Source organism: Stenotrophomonas sp. LMG 10879 (genome assembly GCF_002750935.1).
In the GTDB taxonomy this organism is placed as follows: Bacteria; Pseudomonadota; Gammaproteobacteria; order Xanthomonadales; family Xanthomonadaceae; genus Stenotrophomonas; species Stenotrophomonas lactitubi_B.
Window position 1 is genome coordinate 17,785 of sequence record NZ_PEJT01000008.1, and the last position, 17,208, is coordinate 34,992.

A 17,208-nucleotide genomic window follows, 5' to 3' on the forward strand; every position below is an offset into this window, starting at 1 on the left:
CCCCCTGTGGGTGCGTAATCTACCGCAACCTGCGACGCATGTATGCGGTTACAGCCAGATCCCGTCGCCTTTGACGCTTGACGGGACAAGAAAAAGCCGGCGCTTGGCGCCGGCTTTCAGGGCACGCTGCGGCGTGATCGGCCCCTCAGGCGAGATCGCCGCGCAGGGTACGGACCTGGGCCTCCAGGGCGGCGGCATCGGTGGACTGGCCATCCACTGCCGGTGCCGCGACCACCTCTACGGTCGCCCGGAACCGGCGCGGCACGCGCATGCGGCCCAGCCGGGTATCGCGGCGGCTCCACATGCTCGACCACATGCCGCGCAGGGCCATCGGCACCACCGGAACCGGGCGGCGTTCGAGGATCTTCTCCACGCCGGATTTGAACGGTGCCATCGTGCCGTCGCGGGTCAGCGCGCCTTCCGGGAAGATGCACACCAGTTCGCCCTCGGCGAGTGCGGCATCGACTTCATCGAACGCACGCTGCATCAGCGCCGGGTCTTCGCGCGCACCGGCGATCGGGATCGCCTTGGCGGTGCGGAAGATCCAGCGCATCACCGGGATGTTGAAGATCTTGTAGTACATGACGAAGCGCACCGGGCGCGGAATCGTCGCCGACAGGATCAGTGCATCCATGTAGCTGACATGGTTGCAGACCAGCAGCGCGGCGCCTTCATCGGGCACATTGTCCTCGATGCCATGCGGGCGCAGGCGATACAGCGTGCGCACCATCACCCAGCTGAGGAAACGCATCAGGAATTCGGGGACGATGGTGAAGATGTAGATCGCTACCACCGCGTTGGCGATCGCCAGTGCCAGGAACAGCTGCGGGATGGTCCAGCCGAGCAGGCGCTGGGTGAGCAGGCCGAGTACCGCCGCAGCGACGATGAAGCCGGAGTTCTGGATGTTCAGCGCGGCGAACACGCGCGACATCTCCGATTTCGGCGTGCGGCTCTGGATCAACGCAAACAGCGGCACCACGAAGAAACCGGTGAACAGGCCGATGCCGAGCAGGTCGACGATGATGCGGATGCTGCCGGCCTGGTGCACGAACTGTGTGACCGACAGGCCCTGGGCGGTGGCTTCACCGGCGCGTGCGAAGTACAGGTCGAGCAGGAACGCGGTCATGCCGAACGCGCCCAATGGCACCAGGCCGATCTCCACGGTGCGTGCCGACAGCTTTTCGCACAGCAGTGAACCGACACCGGTGCCGACCGAGAACAGGGCCAGCGCGAAGATGTACAGGGTGGGCTCGCCACCGAGGTTGGTGACCGCATAGGACGGCAGCTGCGCGGTGAGGATGGTGCCGACGAACCAGAACCAGGACACGCCGAGGATGGCGTTGCGTACCGATTTCTGTTTCCTGGCCATGCGCAGCACGGCCAGCGATTCGGGAATCGGGTTCCAGTTGATCTTCAGATCCGGCGCGCCGGCATCGACCTTGGGGATCATGCGCGCGGCGAGGTTGCCGCAGATCGCCAGCGCGATGACCGCCGTGGCGGCCACGATCGGGCCATGGGTGCCGGCCAGGGTGAACACCAGGCCGCCGACGATCATGCCGGTCAGGATCGACATCGACGTGCCCATCTCGACCAGGCCATTGCCACCGGTCAGTTCTTCCGGCCGCAGTACCGAGGGCAGCACCGAGTACTTCACCGGGCCGAACAGGGTGGATTGCAGACCCGTGCAGAACAAGGCCACCAGCAGCACCGGCAGGCTCTCGGTGAGAAAGCCCACCGCCGCCAGCGTCATGATCACGATCTCCATGGTGGTGGTGATCACGATCAGTCGCGATTTCTCCAGCTTTTCTGCGATCTGCCCGGCCAGGGCGGAGAACAGGAAGTAGGGCAGGATGAACAGCGCCGGCGCCAGGTTGGTGTAGAGCGTGCGCTCGCTCTCGGCCACGCCGAGGTAGAACAGCAGGCCGATGATCGCCTGTCGGTACACGTTGTCGTTGAAGGCACCCAGCCCCTGCACGATGAAGAACGGCAGGAAACGGCGCTGGCGCAGCAGGGCGAACTGGTTGTGACCGGACATGGAACCTCCTTGGACCGGCGCAGCCTAGCATTCCTGCCCGTCTGTCGGGACCGTGGCGGCATGCATCCACGCATGGCGTGGATCTACTCAGCCCCCTGGGTGGGTGCGGACGGTGGGTGCGGACCGTTGGTGCGCATACCTGAGAACCTCAGACGATATCGTCGACCACGCCGCCATCGACCCGCAACGCTGCGCCGGAGGTGGCCGACGCCTGCGGCGAGGCGAGGTAGACCACCATGTTGGCCACTTCCTCGACCGTGGCCGCGCGCTGGATCACCGACGCGGGACGATGGGCCATCACGAACTCACGGCCGATCTGTTCCAGCGGTTTGCCGCTACGCGCGCGTTCTTCTTCGAACATCGTTGCGAAGCCGTCGGACAACGTCGGGCCGGGCAGCACCGCATTGACGGTGACGCCGCTGCCGGCCACGCGCTTGGCCAGGCCGCGCGACAGCGACAGCTGCGCGGTCTTGCTGACGCCGTAATGGATCATGTCGGCCGGAATGTTGCGTGCCGATTCGGAGGAGATGAACAGCACGCGGCCCCAGCCGGCGTCGACCATCGCCGGCAGCAGGGCGCGCGACAGGCGCACGCCGGACATGACGTTGGTCTGCCAGTACTGCTCCCAGGTGGCATCGTCGGTCTCGAAGAAATCCTGCGGGTCGAAGATGCCGGCATTGTTGACCAGGATGTCGACCTTCCCCGGCAGGCCGGCCAGCAGGGTGTCGACGCCGCTGGCGTCGGACAGGTCGGCGGCCACGCCCAGCACATTGGCCCTGGGGATGGCAGCCAGCAGGCGTTGGCGCGCACGTTCCACGCTGTCGGCACTGCGGCCGTTGAGGATGACCCGGGCACCGGCGGCAGCCAGCCCCTGTGCGATGGCCTGGCCGATGCCGGCGGTGGAGGCAGTGACCAGCGCGGTGCGGTCGTTGAGTTCGATCTTCATGGGGGAGATCCTGCGTGGGCGACACGGCAGTATCGGCGCCCGGGCGTGATCGGAATGCCCCCGTGGACGCAACACGATGTTGCACGGCCGACACCCGCCCCAGTAGATCCACGCCATGCGTGGATGCCGTCAGGTCAAACCACTCACCGCACCATTCGCCGCCGCTCTCACCTTCGGCAGCATCCGCAGCACCAGCGCCATCTGCGTACGGATCAGCTGCAGTTTCGGCGGCATCGTCTCATCAAGCTCCTCCAGTTCCGCCGCCACCGCACGATCGGCATCGTTGTCTTCTTCCGACACCGGCTGCTGCGCAGTCAATGCCGACGCCAGCTGCTGCAGCGCTTTGCGCACCCGCTCGCCGGCGGCCAGCGCGAGTGGATCGCCCGCGTAGCTGTCGACCTGGTCGCGGTGCGCACCCAGTGCCGACAGGTGCCCGAGCAGGGTGTTGGACAACGCCAGGAAATGGAAACCCGAATCGAGGTTGCGGCGCACGTGGCCCGGTTCGCGCAGCATGTTCGACAGTGCGGTGGACAGTGCGGCATCGGCGTTGTGCATGTCGCGGCGGGCGATGCGGTAGGCCAGATCGTCGCGCATGCCGCTGCGGTACTGGCCCAGCACCGATTCCAGATAACGCGCGGCGGTATCCAGCACCCGCGCCAGCACGCGGTGCAGCTGTCTACCCTGCCAGTCCGGCAGGATCAGGAACGCGGCCGCTGCGGCAATCGCGCAGCCGAGGATCGTATCGACCATGCGCGGCACGATCAGCACGAAGCCGTCGCCGATCAGGTTGAAGCAGGTCAGCGCCATCACCGTGATGGCCGCTGAAGCGACCAGATAGCGGTCGGAACGGGTGAAGAAGAACAGCAACGCCGACAGCAGTGCGATCAGCAGCTGGATCTCCAGCCGGGGGAACAGCTGCAGCAGCGCCCAGGTCAGCACCAGCCCGGCCAGCGTACCGACGATGCGCTGGGCCAGGCGCTGGCGGGTGGCGCCGAAGCTGGGCCGGCACACGAACACGATGGTCAGCAGCACCCACGAGCCGTTCTGTGCATTGAACAGATGGATGGCAACGAAACCGGCGATCAGCGCCAGCGCCATGCGCAAGCCATGGCGGAACAACACCGAGCCGGGGGTGAGCTGCTGGCGCAGGCGCACACCCATTTCGCGCAGCGTGTGCGGGTTGCTGTCGCGCAGGCGGGTGTCGACGTTGTCCAGGCTGGCTTCGGAACGTTCGGCATCGAGCAGGCGGCGCTCGATGCTGCGCAGATTGTGTACCAGCAGGTCCAGCGAGCCGAGCAGGCGCTGCCATTGCGGACGTTGCTGGTCGCGCAGGTAGGCCAGCGCATCGGCCAGATCGCGCCCGGCCTGCTGGTTGCTCTCGCCGTAGACGAACGGGCGGCGCAGCCGGATCGCTTCGCCCAGCCGTGCACAGGCCTGGCCCTGCAGGTCGAGCAGGCGCTGGCAGCGGTACAGCACGTCGCTGTGGAAGAACGCATCGACCAGCGCGCCGTACGGATAGTGGGAGGAGCTGGCGCGCTCATGGAAATCCTGTGCCATGTAATACAGGCGCAGGTACAGGCCGGAGTTGACGCCGGGCCGGCCGGAGCGGCCAAAACGCGCCAGGATCGCCGTCTTCGCCTCGTTCAGCGCGCCGACCACGCGGCGGTTCTGTTCGGCCAGGTCGAGCTGGCGGCGCTGCAGGTCCGCCTCGCGCACGGGTTCGAACAGGGCGGCCTTGAGCTGCAGGTAACGGCCCAGTTCCACGTACAGGCGGGCCACGCGCTCGCGCACCGGTCGGTTGGCGAACAACGTGGTCCACAGAATCGACAGCAGCCCGTACCAGACCGCACCCGCCAGCAGGTGGCTGACCGCGTCCAGCGCACTGTGCAGGTCGTGGGCACCATGCTGTTCCAGGCCGATCATGGTGTAGATGGCCAGGGTGACGGTGGCCTGGGCGATGGACGCGTAGCGCTCGCCGAGTGCGCCGAGCAGTGTCAGGCCGAACGTGGACAGCGCCAGGGCCGTGATGAAGATCCACGGCAAGGGGAACAGCCAGATCACCGAGGCCGCCGCCAGGCAGAAGCACAGCAGCGACAGCAGCACGGCCTTGGTCCGGCCCCACCAGTTGTCATCGGTCTCGGCAATCGCGCTGGCGATGATGCCGAGGAACACGCCGGGCAGCGCGGTCAGCGCATCCAGGTGCCAGCACACGGCCAGGGCCGCGGTCAGGGCAATGAACACCCGCAGGCCATAGCTGGCCTTCTCGTGGGCCCACAGGCGGCTGAGGCGGGATTCGCGTGCGGACATGCAGGCTCGGCGGAAGGATCGAGCCCCATTATTGCGGGCCGCGCGTGAAATGGTAGATCCACGCCATGCGTGGATGATTTTCCGCTCGATACCCCGGTAGTGCCGGACAGCGGCCGGCACTACCGTTTGCCGGTCGCTTACATGTCGAACCGCACGCTCAGCGCGAAGGTGCGCGGCAGGCCGACGCCCGCATTCGACCAGTACCTGCGGTTGGCCAGGTTCTCCACGCTGGCACGCAGGGTCACCGGGTGGCCGGAGGCCAGCAGGCGGTAGCCGATGCCAGCGTTGACGAGAGTGTAGTCAGGTAGCTTCAGGGTGTTGTCGGCGTCGTACCAGACATCGCCGTAATAGCGCACGGCGGCATAGGTCTCCAGCCCATCCACCCACGGCAGCTGGTAGGTGGCATGCAGCACGCCGCTCCAGCGTGCAGCACCGGCGGTGCGGTTGCCTTCCTGCGCCGCGCTGCCCGGTGACAGTTTGTCGTAGGTCGGGTCCAGCCAGGTCACGCCACCGCCGACGGTCAGCGCATCGCTCAGGTGCAGGTCGGCGCTGGCCTCGATGCCTTCGTACAGGGTGATGCCATCCTGCACCAGGCGCTTGCCTGCATCGGTCAGCTGATCGATGTTGGCGCCGCGCTCCAGGCGGAACGCAGCGACGTTTGCGTTCCAGCGATCTGCTTCAACCTTGGCGCCGATCTCGTACTGCTTGCTGATGGTGGGATCGAGCACATCGCCGGCGTTGACGTAGCTGTTGCCGACGCGGCCGCCGGCTTCCAGCGACTCGATGTAGCTGGCATACAGGGTGACGGCCTCGCTGGGCTTGAACATCACCGCATAGGTCGGGGTGACCGGATAGGTGTGGTACGCGCCCTTGGTCTCAAAATCGTTGTAGCGCCAACCGGCCAGCACCGACCAGCCATGGCCGAGCTCGACGGTATCGCTGACGAACACCGCCTGCTGCACGGTCTCATCACCGCGGGTCATCACCCGTGAACCCACCGCGTCGTGGCGGACGTCATGGCGCTGGTACAGATTGGCGCGGCCGATCAGGCTGAACTCGTAAGGACGGTCCCAGCCCAGCCCGGTCTGGTGGCTGACCCCGGCCACCAGCCGGTGCTGCAGCGGCCCGGTGTCGAAGCTGCCCTGCACCAGGGCCTGCGCCAGCTTCCACTCGCTCTTGCCGCCGAGTTCGTAGACGTTGACGGCGTAGTCGCCGTTGAGGTCGTCGATGTAGGCGAAGATCTTGTTGACGTCGTTCCACGAGGTGGTGACGCCATAGCTCAGGCTGGCCTTCCAGTCGCTCTTGATCTGCCAGTCCAGTGCCGTGGACAGCAGGCTGGAACGGGTGTCGTAGTAGGTGCCGGGCACGCTGTTGTCGACATCGCCGGCGATCGGCCGCGGCAGTGAGGTCAGGCCACGGAAGTAGTACTGCGGTGATTCCTCGCGCAGGTCGCGCGACTGGAACACGCCGTCGAAGGTCCAGGTGAGCGCATCACTCAGGCGCGCGTCCAGCGACAGCGCGCCGACCTTGCGATCGACATGGCCGCCGTTGAAGGTTTCACCCTTTTCCTGGAAGGCGTTGAAGCGGTAGCCGAACATCTGCTCGTTGCCGAAGCGGCCGCCGACGTCGATGCCGCCGCTGACGATGCCCTGCTCACGCCAGCCGAGCTGGGCGGAGAAGGTCGGTACCTCGGTCGGCTTCTTGGTGATGTAGTCGACGATGCCGCCCGGTGCGCCGAAGCCGTACAGGAACCCGCCGGGGCCCTTCAGCAGGTCGACCTGTTCCATCACCTCCAGCGGCCATTCGGTACCCCAGGACGAGACCTGCAGGCCGTTGACCCGGTAGCTGTCGAAGTTCAGGTCGATGCCGCGGTTGCGGATCGGCGAGCTCCAGCCGCTGGCATAGGCACTTACCTGCGTGGTGACCGAGGGGTCGAGCAGGAAGGCTTCGCCCAGCGACACGACCTGGCGCTGTTCGATCTGCTCGCGGCCGACCGCGGTGATCGCAAACGGGGTATCACGCAGGGCGCGATCGCCGAGGGCACCGGCCTCGGTGTGGGTACGCTCGGCGATGACCTTGACCGCGTCCAGATCGGTGGCACTACGGGTGTCGGCGGGGGCTTCGGCGTGTGCCGTGCAGGCGGCGGACAGCGCGACGGCCAGCACGGCCAGGCGGGGGGAGCGAATCGGCAACATCGATGGAGATCCTCGGCGGGCGGCCACGGGCCATCCGCCCATGCAGGGGGAAAGGTCGGTGGCTGGGATCACGCAGGCGTGCCGGCAACGGCAGCGGGGCGCCGCAACGGGGCGCAGGACCATGGCTGGATGAGAATTGTTCTCTTTTCGTTACGGCGCGTCAAATGTCATCGGGGTGCGGACCAACGGTCCGCACCCAGTAGATCCACGCCATGCGTGGATGGGTCTTGCTACGCCCGCTGCGCGCGCCTCAGCAGCTTTGCCTCACGCCTGCGTGCACGCCGCGCCTTCCAGCGCTCGGCCAGGCACGAGAAGATCACGTACAGCGCCGGCGTGCTGAGCAGGGTCAAGCTCTGCGAGAACAGCAAACCGCCGATCATCGCGATGCCCAGCGGGCGACGCAGTTCCGACCCTTCGCCCAGCCCGATCGCCAGCGGCACCGCCGCCAGGATCGCCACCATGGTGGTCATCATGATCGGGCGGAAACGCACGATGCTGGCTTCACGTGCCGCCTCGCGCGGGGTCAGCCCATGTTCGCGCTGCGCCACCAGGGCGAAGTCGATCATCATGATCGCGTTCTTCTTGACGATGCCGATCAGCAGCACCAGCGCGATCATCGAGATCACCGACAGTTCGGTGTTGGTGCCGAACAACGCCAGCAACGCACCCACACCTGCCGCCGGCAGGGTGGACAGGATCGTCACCGGGTGGATCAGGCTTTCGTAGAGAATGCCCAGTACCAGATAGACGGTGAGGATCGCCGCCAGTACCAGGATCAGCATGTCGCTGGGGTCGGAATTGAAGCCGAAGCCCGCGTCGTCGGCCAGGCGGATGTCGCCGGGCATGCGCATGCCGGCCACGGTGCTGTCGATGATGGCCTTGGCCTCGCCCATGCTGACGCCGGGGGCGAGGTTGTAACTCAGGTCCATCGTCGTGTACTGGTTTTCATGGGTGATCTGCGAGGGCGCCAGGCCCGGCGCCTGTCTGGCCACCGCGGTGATCGGCACCATCTCGCCGTTGCGCGCGCGCACATGCACCTCGTCCAGTGCCGCGGGCGTGGCGGTCTGCGACGGCAGCGCGTTGACCACCACGCTGTACTGGTTGATGTCCGAGTAGATGGTGGAGATCTGGCGCTGGCCGAAGGCGCCGTACAGCGCACCATCGATGGCGCCGACCGAGATGCCCAGGCGCGCGGCCTTGGCGCGGTCGATCTCGATGTTCTGGCGCAGGCCGGCGTTGTCGACGTCGGTGCCGACATCACGCAGCTTCGGGTTCTTCTTCAATGCCGCCTGCAGCTTGGGCAGCCATTCCTGCAGCGCGGCCAGATCGTTGCCCTGCAGCGAGACGCGGTACTGCGCGCCCTGGCTGTTGCCACCGCCATCATTGCTGGGCAGGTCCTGGATCGCGCGCAGGCGCAGCTGCAGGTCCGGGTAGCGGTCGGCCTTCGCACTCAGCCGTGCCAGTGCGTGTGCGGTGGTTTCACGGCGGCCTTCCTTGCGCGACTTCAGTTCGACGTTGAACTGTGCGCTGGAGCCCTGGCGGCCACTGCCCAGGCGTACGCCCACGGTCTTCACCGCCGGGTCGGCCATCAGCATGTCGGTGATGCGGCGCTGGCGGCTGACCATGTCCTCGAAGGACACCGTCGCACCGGAGTTGGCGCGGCCCCAGATCAGGCCGGTGTCCTGCGGCGGGAACGCCCCCTTCTTCACCGCACCGAACAGGAAGATGGTGACGCCGATCAGGATCAACGGCGTCAACGACAGCAGCAGCGCATGGCGCAGCGAGAAATCAAGGAACACGGTGTAGATGCGCAGCATCCGCTCGTGACCGGCATCAAGCCAGCGGCCGAAGCGCGACGGTGCCGCCTTGTGGTCGTGTGCGCTGAGGAAGCGGCTGCACAGCGCCGGGGTCAGCGTCAGCGAAACGATCATCGACACCACGATCGCCGCCACCAGGGTCACGGTGAACTCGCGGAAGAACGCGCCCATCATGCCGCTGGCGAACAGCAACGGGATGAACACCGCCACCAGTGAGGCGGTGATCGAGACGATGGTGAAGCCGATTTCGCGCGCACCGGCGAAGGCCGCCTGCATCCGCGGCATGCCCTCGTCGAGGTGGCGCATGATGTTCTCGATCACCACGATCGCATCGTCGACCACGAAGCCGATCGCGATCACCAGCGCCAGCAGGCTCAGGTTGTTCAGGGTGAAGCCCATCACGTACATCACCAGCGCGGCACCGGCCAGCGACAGCGGCACGGTGACTGCGGCAATCAACGTCGGCGCCAACCGGCGCAGGAACAGCGCCATGGTCAGCACCACCATCGCCAGGCTGATCAGCAGGGTGATCTGCACTTCATGCAGCGACGACCGGATGGTCGGGGTGCGGTCGAAGTAGGGCGTCATCGTGGTGCCCGGCTGCAGGTAATCGCGCAACGCGGGAATCTGCGCTTTCACCCGGTCCACGGTCTCGACGATGTTGGCGCCGGCACGGGTGAACACATACATCACCACGGCCGGTTTGTGGTCGAACCACGCGGCCTGGTAGGCATCCTGCTGGCCGTCGTAGACGTTGGCGATGTCCTTCAGGCGGATCACCCGGCCATCGCCCTGGGTCTTGACCACCAGGTCGGCGAAATCGGCGGCGCGTGCGACCGAATCGTTGGCGATGATCGCGGTGGTGGTGTTGCCATCGCTGAGGAAGCCGGTGGGCGAGGTCACGTTGGCCGCGCGCACGGCATTGCGCAGGTCGTCGGCGGTCAGTCCCAGCGCGTTCATCAGGCGCAGGTTGACGTCCACGCGCACCGCCGGCGTTGAAGCACCGGCGATGTCGACCGAGGCGACACCACCGATCTGGCGGATGCGCTGGGCCAGCAGCGAGTCGGCGACGTTGTACAGCTCATCGGCGGACTGCGTCTGCGACGTCAGCGCGATGGCGATCACCGGGTCGTCGTTCGGGTTTGCCTTCTGGTACATCGGCGAGCCCATGCCCGAGGGCAGGTCGGCCTGCGCCGAATTGATCGCCGTCTGTACGTCCAGCGCGGCCGAATCGATGTCGCGGTCGCTCTGGAAGATCATGAACACCAGCGAGCTGCCCTCCGAACTCGACGAGCGCATGCGGTCGATGCCCGGCAGCTGGCCGAGGTGGCGCTCCAGCGGCGCGGTCACCGTGGAGGCCATGGTCGCTGCGTCCGCACCGGACTGGCTGGCGTGCACGAAGATCACCGGGATCTCGATGTTCGGCAGTGCCGACACGCCGAGCCGCAGGTAACAGATCACGCCGACCATGAACAAGCCGATGGCCAGCAGCGCGGTGCCGATCGGACGGCGGATGAAGGGGCCGGACAGGTTCATCGTGCAGCCCCCCGGAGGTGCGGGGCCAGGGTCATGCCTGCGGCTCCTGCAGCGTGCCATCGCGCAGCGCGCGCTGTTCACGGCGACGTGCAAGCCATTCCGAGAAGCGTTCCATGTACAGGTAGATCACCGGCGTGGTGTACAGCGTCACCAGCTGCGACAGCAGCAGGCCGCCGACGATGGCGATGCCCAGTGGGCGACGCAGTTCCGAGCCGATGCCGGTGCCCAGCGCCAGCGGCAACGCACCGAGCATGGCCGCCGCAGTGGTCATCATGATCGGGCGGAAGCGCAGCAGGCAGGCGCGGCGTATGGCCTCGCGCGCGTTGGCGCCGGTGCGCCGCGCCTCGATGGCGAAGTCGACCATCATGATGCCGTTCTTCTTGACGATGCCGATCAGCAGCACGATGCCGACGATGCCGTCCACCGACAGGCTCAGGCCACAGACCATCAGTGCCAGCAGCGCACCGACGCCGGCCGGCGGCAGGGTCGAAATGATCGTGATCGGGTGGATGTAGCTCTCATACAGCACGCCCAGCACGATGTAGATTACCACCAGCGAGGCCAGCAGCAGCCACACCACGTCGGTCTGGCTGCCGGTGAATTCGGCGGCCTTGCCGATGAACTGCGCATGCACGTGCGCCGGCATGTCTAGGCTGGCCTTGGTCTCTTCGATGGCCTTGACCGCATCGGACAGCGAATAGCCCGGGGCGACGTTGAACGACACCGTCACCGCAGGCAGCTGCTGCTGGTGGCTGACCAGCAGCGGCGCGCTGGATACCTTGGCCTCGGCCAGCGCCGACAACGGGATGATGCTGCCCGCACCGACGGTGATGCCGGTGTTCTGCGCACCGATACCGGTGGCGGTGGACGAGTTGGAGGAAGTGACCTGGCCGAAGCTGGTCGCGTTGGTGCCGGTCAGTGCGCCGGCGCCATTGGAGGCGACCGCCAGCTGTTCCATCAGCGCGGTGCTGGTGCGGAACTGCGGCGCCACTTCCAGCACCACCCGGTACTGGTTGAGCTCGGTGAAGATGGTCGAGATCTGGCGCTGGCCGAACGCATCGTAGAGCGTGTCGTCGATGGTCTGCATCGGCACGCCCAGCACGCTGGCCTTGTCGCGGTCGATGTTCAGTTCCAGTGCGCGGCCCTGGTTGGACAGGTTGTTGTCGACGTCGGCCAGTTCCGGGCGCTGGCGCAGCGCCTGGGTCAGGCGGTTGGCCTGCAGGGCCACCTCCGCGCTGTCCACGTCCGACAGCGAGTACTGGTACTCGGTGGCGGCCACGCGGGTATCCAGGGTCACGTCCTGCACCGGCTTCAGGTACAGCGCCACGCCGGGAATGCCGGCGACGGATTTCTGCAGGCGCGGCAGGATCTCATCCAGTCCATCGCGCTCGCCGCGCTCTTTCAGCACGATCGACAACTGGCCCTGGTTGAGCGTGGGATTCATGCTGCCGGCGCCGATGAAGGCCGACACGCCGGTCACGTCCGGGTCCTTGCGCAGCGCTTCGGCCACCTGTTTGGTGCGCTGCTCCATCTGCGGGAACGCGATGTTCTGGTCGGCCTGGACCACGGCGGTGATCAGGCCGGTGTCCTGTTCGGGCAGCAGTCCCTTGGGAATCAGCACGTACAGCAGCACGGTCAGTACCAGCGCGGCCGCGGCCACGGCCAGGGTGAGGGGCTGGTGTTCCAGCACCCAGTCCAGGCTGCGCTCGTACAGGCCGACGGTGCGCGTCCACAGGTTCTGCTTGCCGGCCGCGGCGGCACGCTCGTGCGCGTCCTCGCCCTCGGGCAGCGCATCGGGCTTGAGCAGGTAGGCGCACATCATCGGGGTGAGCGTCAGCGAGATCAGCATCGACAGCACCACCGCGATGCTCAGCACCCAGGCGAACTCGTGGAACAGGCGGCCGGTGACGCCGGGCATCAGCAGCAGCGGCAGGAACACCGCCACCAGCGAAACTGTCAGCGACAGCACGGTGAAGCCGATCTGCCGTGCACCGATCTCCGCTGCTTCCTTGCCGCTCTTGCCTTGTTCGATGTAGCGCACGATGTTCTCGATCATCACGATCGCATCGTCGACCACGAAGCCGGTGGCCACCACCAGCGCCATCAGCGAAAGGTTGTCCAGCGACATGCCGGTAAAGGCCATCACTGCGAAGGTGCCGGCCAGCGACAACGGCACCGCAACCGAGGGAATGATCGTGGCCCAGAACCGGCGCAGGAACACGAAGATCACCGCCACCACCAGGCCGATGGTCAGGATCAGGGTGAACTGCACTTCATGCACCGACGCACGGATGGTTTCGGTACGGTCGGAGAACACTTCCAGGTGTACGTCGGCTGGCAGTACGCCCTGCAGCTGCGGCAGCAGCGCGCGGATGCGCTCGACGGTCTGCACGATGTTGGCGCCCGGCTGGCGGCGCACTTCCAGCAGCACCGCCGGCTTGCCATCGGCCCATGCGGCGAGCTGGTCGTTCTCCACGCCATCGATCACTTCGGCCACGTCGGACAGCCGCACCGGGCGGCCGTTCTTGTAGCTGATGATGGTGTCGCGGTACTCGGCGGCGCTGGCCAGCTGGTCGTTGGTGCCGATGCTGTAGGACTGGGTCTTGCCGTTCAGCGAGCCCTTCGGCGCATTGACGTTGGCCTGGGTGAGCGCGCTGCGCAGCTCTTCCAGGGTCAGGCCCATGTTCGACAGCTGCGCCGGATTGACCTGGATGCGCACGGCCGGACGCACGTTGCCGGCGATCGACACCAGGCCCACGCCCTGCACCTGCGACAGGCGCTGGGCGAGGATCGAGTCGGCGTAGTTGTTGACGTCGCGCAGCGGCCGCGTATCGGAGGTCAGCTTGAGGGTGACGATGGCCGCGTCGGCCGGGTTCACCCGGTTGTAGACCGGCTGGTACGGCAGCGACGAGGGCAGGGTGGCCTGGCGGATTGCGGCCTGCACGTCCTGTGCGGCGATGTCGATGTCGCGGTCCATCGAGAACTGCAGGATGATCGTCGACAACCCCGCCGAGGAATCGGAGGTCATCAGTTCCAGGCCGGAGATCTGCCCGAACTGGCGCTCCAGCGGCGTGGTCACCAGCGAGGCCATGGTGGTGGCGTTGGCACCCGGGTACTGGGTCGTCACCACCAGGCTGGGCGCATCGATTTCCGGCAGCGCCGACACCGGCAGCTTGCGGTAACCAAGAATACCCAGCAGCAACAGACCTGCCATCAACAGCGAGGTCGCGATGGGACGGCGGATGAAGATCGTCGAAAAGCCCACGGACTGATCCTTGCTGGCGCTTCAATGGCAGCGCCGGCATCGATGCCGGCGCGAAGGGAAAGGGTGGCCTGCGCTCAGCGCGGACCACCACCACGACGGCCGCTGCCGCCACTTTTCTGTTCGGCGGCCTTCAGTTCGGCCTCGGTCGGCGCGGCCGGCGTCTCGCCCGGTTTCAGCGCGGTCACCTTGCTGCCCGGCTTCAGGCGGAACTGGCCTTCGCTGACCACGCGCTCGCCGCCCTTCAGGCCTTCGGCGATCTGCACCTGGCTGTCGCCCACTTCCACGCCGCTGCGCACGGTCTGCATCTTCACCGTGTTGTCGCCCTGCACAACGTAGACGTACTCGCCATCGGGGCCACGCAGCACCGCCTGGGTGGGGATCACCACGCCGCCGCCGATGGTGCGCAACTGCATGCGCACATTGACGAACTGGCCCGGCCACAGGCCGTTGTCGGTGTTGTCGAACACCGCGCGCGCCTTGAAGGTGCCGCTGTCGGCACTGATCAGGTTGTCGACCACGTCCAGCTTGCCGTCGCCGCTGAGCACGTGCGAATCGGCGCGGTCCAGTGCTGCAACCGGCACGCTGCCGGCGGCCTGCGCCTGGCGCACGTCGCCGAGCTGGCGCTCGGGCAGGTTGAACAGCACGTGGATCGGATGGATCTGGGTCAGGGTGACCAGTGCGGTGCCGGCGTTGACCACATTGCCGGCGTCGACCGCGCGGATGCCGGCGATGCCGGTGATCGGGGCGGTGACCTTGGTGTACTGCAGCTGCACCTGCGCCGAGCGCATGCTCGCTTCATTGGCGGCGACTGCGCTTTCGTACTGTGCCACCTGGTTTCGTTGTGTATCCAGATCGGTCTTGGCCACGAACTGGCGGTACTCCGGCGCGTTCGAGCGCTGGTAGTTCGAGCGCGCGGTGGCCAGCAGGGCCTCGTTCTGGCGCTTGGAGGCGACGGCCTGGTCATAGCTGGCCTGGGCGGTGCGCGGGTCGATCACCGCCAGCACGTCGCCCTTCTTCACTTCCTGGCCTTCGCGGAAATTGAGGCTCATCAGCTGGCCGCCCACCTGCGGGCTGACGGTCACGGTGTTCATCGCGGTTACCGTGCCCAGCGCGCTGGCATACACCGGCACGTCCTGGCGTGCGGCATCGATCACGGTCACCGGCACCGGGCCGGCATCGGGATCCTCACCGCCCTGGCGGGCACCGGCTTCCTGCCCAGCGGCCTTGTCCTTGCCGCCACCGAGTACGCGCAGGCCAACCACGGCCAGCACCAGTACCGCCACGACCAGCAGCACGATCTTCCAAACACGTGACATTCAAGACTCCAAGAGGGCTGGACGGGGTGGCACCCCGGGTGGCAATGCGCAAAGCATACCTGTGGCCCACCGGGTTTCCTGCATGACGGATGGGACGGGCGCTCAGACCGGTGGGCGACGGTGGAGGTTCCCGTGGCGACGAGGTTGCCCTACATTCAGGTGCAGACCCCTTCCGTGGAGATCGAGATGCGCCGTTCGTTGCTGCTGTCCGCCCTGCTGCTGGCCCTGCCGGCCCTTGCCCATGCCGAGGACGCCCAGCGCCCGGAAGTGACCGCCGCCGCGCAGCGCCTGCAGGCCAAGGTGGTTGAATGGCGACGCGATTTCCATCAGCACCCGGAACTGTCCAACCGCGAGGAGCGGACCTCCGCCGAGGTCGCCAAGCGCCTGCGCGCGATGGGACTGAAGCCGAAGACCGGCATTGCCCATCATGGCGTGGTGGCGATCATCGAAGGCGGCAAGCCGGGCCCGAAGATCGCCCTGCGCGCGGACATGGATGCCCTGCCGGTGACCGAGCAGACCGGCCTGCCGTTCGCCTCCAAGGCCACCGCGCAGTACCGCGGGCAGACCGTAGGCGTGATGCACGCCTGTGGCCATGATGCGCACACCGCGACCCTGCTGGGCGTGGCCGAAGCGCTGGTGGCGATGAAGAAGGACCTGCCCGGCCAGGTGATGCTGATCTTCCAGCCGTCCGAGGAAGGCGCGCCGCCGCCGGAGGAGGGCGGTGCTGCGCTGATGCTGAAGGAAGGCCTGTTTGCCGACTTCAAGCCCGAGGCGGTGTTCGGGCTGCATGTGTTTTCCAGTGTGCAAGCGGGGCAGATCGCCGTGCGCGGAGGCCCGTTGATGGCCGCGTCCGATCGTTTCGGCATCAAGGTGATCGGCCGGCAGACACATGGCTCGGCACCGTGGAACGGCGTTGACCCGATTGTGGCCACTGCCGATCTGATCGGCACCGCACAAACCATCGTCAGCCGCCGTGCCAACCTCTCCAAGCAGCCAGCGGTGCTGACCTTCGGCGCGATCAACGGTGGCATCCGCTACAACATCATTCCCGATGAAGTGGAGATGGTCGGCACCATCCGCACCTTCGACGAGGGCATGCGCCAGCAGATCTTCGCCGACCTGCGCAATGTGGCCGATCACACCGCGGCCGCGCACGGCGCCAAGGCAGTCACCGACATCTACGAATCGGAGGGCAACCCGGCCACGGTAAACGACCCGGCGCTGACCGCGAAGATGCTGCCGAGCCTGCAGGCAGTGGTGGGCAAGGACAACGTGTACGAGCCGCCGCTGCAGATGGGCGCGGAGGATTTCTCGCTGTACGCGAAGGAGGTGCCGGGCATGTTCTTCTTCGTCGGCTCGACCAGCGTGGGCATCGATCCGGCGACGGCGCCGGCCAATCATTCGCCGAAGTTCCTGCTGGATGAGAAGGCGCTGGATGTCGGATTCCGTGCGCTGCTGCAGGTGAGCCTGGATTATCTGCATGGTGCCGGCACCCCGGCGGGGTGAGGGTTGCAGGCAGGGCTTGCAGCCCTGCACCCGCCGAGGCAACGGCAACAGCCGGAGCAACGGCAAAAGCTGGCTATTCGTGGGATGGCGGGGTGGATCCGGTTGCGGGGGACGCCGTAAACCCATCCCTGGGGGCTTGGCCGCGGCATCCATGCCGCGGACACCCCCGCAACCGGACCCACCCCGCCTTCGACAGATTTCCGCGATCTGTCGGAACAGCGTTCTGTGCTGCTTCTGGTGGGTGTCGACCTTGGTCGACACGGTAGATCCACGCCACGCGTGGAT

8 protein-coding genes are annotated in these 17,208 nt (G+C 66.6%); 1 reads left to right on the forward strand and 7 read right to left on the reverse strand.

Translation table 11 applies throughout. The features are described from left to right. Nucleotides 1-145: 145 nt before the first annotated feature. The 7 genes from CR919_RS13465 to CR919_RS13495 all read right to left on the reverse strand — a co-directional run bounded on the left by CR919_RS13465 (nt 146) and on the right by CR919_RS13495 (nt 15,417). Entirely contained in the window at nt 146-2,035 is a 1,890-nt protein-coding gene (locus CR919_RS13465; RefSeq protein ID WP_099820440.1) for an MFS transporter, read from the reverse strand. A gap of 148 nt (nt 2,036-2,183) precedes the next feature. Next, nucleotides 2,184-2,981 carry an SDR family oxidoreductase gene (locus tag CR919_RS13470; protein WP_099820441.1) on the reverse strand — a complete coding sequence of 266 codons (798 nt, stop codon included), beginning with the start codon at nt 2,979-2,981 and terminating at the stop codon, nt 2,184-2,186. A gap of 129 nt (nt 2,982-3,110) precedes the next feature. Continuing rightward, on the reverse strand, nt 3,111-5,288 hold the full coding sequence (gene yccS / locus CR919_RS13475) for a YccS family putative transporter (protein WP_099820442.1): 2,178 nt from the start codon (nt 5,286-5,288) through the stop codon (nt 3,111-3,113). Between the two features lie 137 nt (nt 5,289-5,425). Then, nucleotides 5,426-7,483, reverse strand: a complete 2,058-nt coding sequence (locus CR919_RS13480) for a TonB-dependent receptor (RefSeq protein WP_099820443.1) — start codon at nt 7,481-7,483, stop codon at nt 5,426-5,428. Between the two features lie 230 nt (nt 7,484-7,713). Further along, nucleotides 7,714-10,836, reverse strand: a complete 3,123-nt coding sequence (locus CR919_RS13485; protein ID WP_099820444.1) for an efflux RND transporter permease subunit — start codon at nt 10,834-10,836, stop codon at nt 7,714-7,716. 31 nt (nt 10,837-10,867) lie between these two features. Continuing rightward, nucleotides 10,868-14,101 carry an efflux RND transporter permease subunit gene (locus CR919_RS13490; RefSeq protein WP_099820445.1) on the reverse strand — a complete coding sequence of 1,078 codons (3,234 nt, stop codon included), beginning with the start codon at nt 14,099-14,101 and terminating at the stop codon, nt 10,868-10,870. A 74-nt stretch (nt 14,102-14,175) separates the two neighbouring features. Further along, nucleotides 14,176-15,417 carry an efflux RND transporter periplasmic adaptor subunit gene (locus CR919_RS13495; protein WP_099820446.1) on the reverse strand — a complete coding sequence of 414 codons (1,242 nt, stop codon included), beginning with the start codon at nt 15,415-15,417 and terminating at the stop codon, nt 14,176-14,178. Between the two features lie 186 nt (nt 15,418-15,603). Between CR919_RS13495 and CR919_RS13500 the strand changes: the two genes are divergently transcribed. Beyond that, nucleotides 15,604-16,923, forward strand: a complete 1,320-nt coding sequence (locus CR919_RS13500) for a M20 family metallopeptidase (protein WP_025874644.1) — start codon at nt 15,604-15,606, stop codon at nt 16,921-16,923. Nucleotides 16,924-17,208: the final 285 nt, after the last annotated feature.

Bases quoted from the DNA above. Each gene is read 5' to 3' on its own strand.
- yccS (WP_099820442.1), bottom strand. From the start codon at position 5,288: ATGTCCGCACGCGAATCCCGCCTCAGCCGCCTGTGGGCCCACGAGAAG.
- CR919_RS13495 (WP_099820446.1), bottom strand. From the start codon at position 15,417: ATGTCACGTGTTTGGAAGATCGTGCTGCTGGTCGTGGCGGTACTGGTG.
- CR919_RS13485 (WP_099820444.1), bottom strand. From the start codon at position 10,836: ATGAACCTGTCCGGCCCCTTCATCCGCCGTCCGATCGGCACCGCGCTG.
- CR919_RS13465 (WP_099820440.1), bottom strand. From the start codon at position 2,035: ATGTCCGGTCACAACCAGTTCGCCCTGCTGCGCCAGCGCCGTTTCCTG.
- CR919_RS13470 (WP_099820441.1), bottom strand. From the start codon at position 2,981: ATGAAGATCGAACTCAACGACCGCACCGCGCTGGTCACTGCCTCCACC.
- CR919_RS13480 (WP_099820443.1), bottom strand. From the start codon at position 7,483: ATGTTGCCGATTCGCTCCCCCCGCCTGGCCGTGCTGGCCGTCGCGCTG.
- CR919_RS13500 (WP_025874644.1), top strand. From the start codon at position 15,604: ATGCGCCGTTCGTTGCTGCTGTCCGCCCTGCTGCTGGCCCTGCCGGCC.